We start from the raw sequence: 2049 nt of genomic DNA, 5'->3' as shown, positions 1-2049 counted from the left end.
CCGCCGCCGGGCGGCCCCCGCCCCCCATGCCCTGGCGGCTGCCGAGCAACTGCATGGCGAGGGCATGGACCTCGGTGCTGTACTTTTCCACACCGCTTTGATCGGTCCATTTGCGGGTGCGCAGGCTGCCTTCGACGTACACCTGCGAGCCCTTGCGCAGGTACTGCCCGGCGATTTCGGCCAGACGGCCGTAGAAGTTCACGCGGTGCCACTCGGTGGCTTCCTTCATCTCGCCGGTCTGCTTGTCCTTCCACCGGTCGGTGGTGGCAATCGACACGTTGGCCACCTGGTCGCCACTGGGGAAGGTGCGTGTTTCAGGGTCGCGGCCCAAGTTGCCGACGATGATGACTTTGTTCACGGATGCCATGGTGCTGTGCCTCAATGTCTGGGGACGGGTTTGATTTGCGCATTCTATGTGCGTGGTGGCCACGCATGCCGGACCACGCCGGGCAACGGGCCGCTACGGAAAAAAGCGGGGCCCCGCGTGGGCGCGTTATCGTCCAGAGCCGGGGAACTCGCGGCGTGCGTGCACTCTGTTGATGATTTCGATGCGATCGGCTGCAACCCGGTACAGGACGATGTAATTCGGGTGCGCGACGATCTCACGCAGACCCGGCACACGTTCGCTCATTCGATAGAGATACGGGTGTTCCGAGAGCGGGAGAACGCTGCTGCGCAATCGATGCCACATGTGCTCTGCCGCATCGAGATCGAATTGCCCTATGTAGTCCGTAATGGTCGCCAAGTCGGCGTCAGCCGACTCCAGCCAAAAGATGGGCAGCATCAGGACATGTTGCGCTCGCGCAATCGCGCCAAGCGCTCGGTCATGCGGCGCTCTACCTCATCGTGGGGGATGGGTGGTCGATTGTCGGTCAAGCTGGATTCGACCTTGGCGCGCAACCAAGCCGTGTAGCTGGCCTCCTGCTTCGGGGTTTCAAACTCCGAGACCAGGGGGAATAGAGCGGCGTTCATGGGGAATCCTTGGAAAATCGGGCAAGGGAAGCGGAAGAATAACCCGAAAAAGAGGGAGAGGGAGATCCGGCTTTTCATCGTAGGGCGAGTCACCGAGGGCTGTCAGGCCCGGTGGCGATGCCGATAATGCGCTGATGCCCCGCCCCGGCCAACAACTGCACCCCCACCGCGAACCCGTTGCCACCCGCCCTGCGGCCACGGTGCTGCTGCTGCGCGATGCACCCGGCAACGGTGGGCTCGAAGTCCTCATGACCCGGCGTTCGGCGCAGGCCAGCTTTGCGCCCGGCGCCCATGTCTTTCCCGGAGGCGGGATCGACGCGCTCGATGCGCAGTCGCACAGCGTTGCCGACCGCCGCCCCGCGCAGAGCGCGCTGCATCTGACCCAGGCCATTGCCGCGATCCGCGAAAGTTTCGAGGAACTGGGCGTGCTGCTCGCACGCCATGCCGATGGCCGCATGGCCGACGCGCAGGACATCGCGGCCATCGACCGCAGCCAGCCGTTTGCCGCGCAATGCGCCGCACGCGGCCTGCGCCTGGCGGCCGACAGCGTGTACCTGCTGGCGCACTGGACGGCGGACCGCGACCTGGCACGCCGCTTCGCGGTGCCGTTTCTCGTGGCCCGCATGCCCGAAGGGCAGGTGCCCGTGGCCGACGAGGCCGAGCAGTTCGAGCCCCTGTGGGTGCGCCCCGCCGACGCGCTGGCGCGCCACGAGGCCGGGCAGTTCTTCATGATCTTTCCCACCATCCGCACCTTGCAGCGCCTGTCCGGGTTCGCCCACGCGCAGGCGGTGCTCGACGCCGTGGCGCATGAGAGGCCCCTGTGGGTGAGTTGCCCGCGCACCGGCCTCCTGGCGGGCCGGCAGGCGCGCTATATGGAAGACGAGGCGCCGTTTGGCGAACTGGCGCTGGTCTGCCCCGACGGGCAGATTGCGCACCCGCTCGACTGGCAGAGCGAGCGCCCCGTTGCGCTGCTTCGGAACCTGCAGCGCCTGACGGCTCCGAACCCGGGCGTGATGACCGGCCCCGGCACCAACAGCTACTTGGTGGGCGAGCCGGCGACGGGCTTTATCGCCATCG

4 protein-coding genes are annotated in these 2049 nt (G+C 66.6%); 1 reads left to right on the top strand and 3 read right to left on the bottom strand.

The window, feature by feature from the left end:
* From ssb to relB, 3 genes are all read right to left on the bottom strand, one after another.
* On the bottom strand, positions 1–367 hold a 367-nt coding region (ssb, locus tag VTU_RS0121015), incomplete at its 3' end, for a single-stranded DNA-binding protein (RefSeq protein WP_010108355.1).
* A gap of 126 nt (positions 368–493) precedes the next feature.
* Positions 494–784: a type II toxin-antitoxin system RelE/ParE family toxin gene (locus VTU_RS0121010; RefSeq protein ID WP_010108353.1), complete on the bottom strand. Its 291-nt coding sequence runs from the start codon at positions 782–784 to the stop codon at positions 494–496.
* Positions 784–972 (bottom strand): type II toxin-antitoxin system RelB family antitoxin, encoded by a 189-nt coding sequence (relB, locus tag VTU_RS0121005; protein ID WP_040893571.1) that lies wholly within the window; start codon positions 970–972, stop codon positions 784–786. The genes VTU_RS0121010 and relB overlap by 1 nt, the downstream gene beginning before the upstream one ends.
* 134 nt (positions 973–1106) lie before the next feature.
* Between relB and VTU_RS0121000 the strand changes: the two genes are divergently transcribed.
* A partial coding sequence (locus tag VTU_RS0121000; protein ID WP_010108349.1) for an NUDIX hydrolase occupies positions 1107–2049 on the top strand: 943 nt, incomplete at its 3' end.

Origin of the sequence: Verminephrobacter aporrectodeae subsp. tuberculatae At4, from assembly GCF_000193225.1 — a bacterium.
In the GTDB taxonomy this organism is placed as follows: Bacteria; Pseudomonadota; Gammaproteobacteria; order Burkholderiales; family Burkholderiaceae_C; genus Acidovorax; species Acidovorax aporrectodeae.
The sequence above is the reverse complement of the archived record's forward strand: the minus strand, read 5'-3'. Positions and strand labels throughout refer to the sequence as shown.